The following is a 322-nucleotide window of genomic DNA, read 5'->3' as shown; positions in this document are numbered from 1 at the left end:
CTTTGGGCCAGTCGCTCCGGTATTTACATTCCGCACAGACGAAGAAGCGATCGAGAAAGCCAATAATACGTTGTATGGCCTGGCTGCATACTTCTTTACAAAGGACCTGTCACGGGCGACACGCGTAGCCGAAGCGCTTGAATACGGGATTGTTGGTGTTAATGACGCGGTACCGACCACTGTCCAGGGGCCGTTTGGCGGTATGAAAGAAAGCGGGATGGGACGTGAAGGTGGTCCAGACGGATTAGCTGACTTCCTTGAAACGAAGTTTATCTCCACTGTTATTTAATCATTATTAGGATAAGAAGAAAAGCGCCTCCGG

At 50.0% G+C, this 322-nt stretch carries 1 protein-coding gene; it reads left to right on the top strand.

The features are described 5' to 3' along the window. Positions 1 to 289: aldehyde dehydrogenase family protein (locus tag LKX83_RS32250; RefSeq protein ID WP_227887353.1), on the top strand; the 289-nt coding region annotated here is incomplete at its 5' end. Positions 290 to 322 lie beyond the last annotated feature (33 nt).

It is taken from the genome of Cohnella baijiui (genome assembly GCF_020731285.1).
Taxonomy (GTDB): Bacteria; Bacillota; Bacilli; order Paenibacillales; family Paenibacillaceae; genus Cohnella.
The sequence above is the reverse complement of the archived record's forward strand: the minus strand, read 5'-3'. Positions and strand labels throughout refer to the sequence as shown.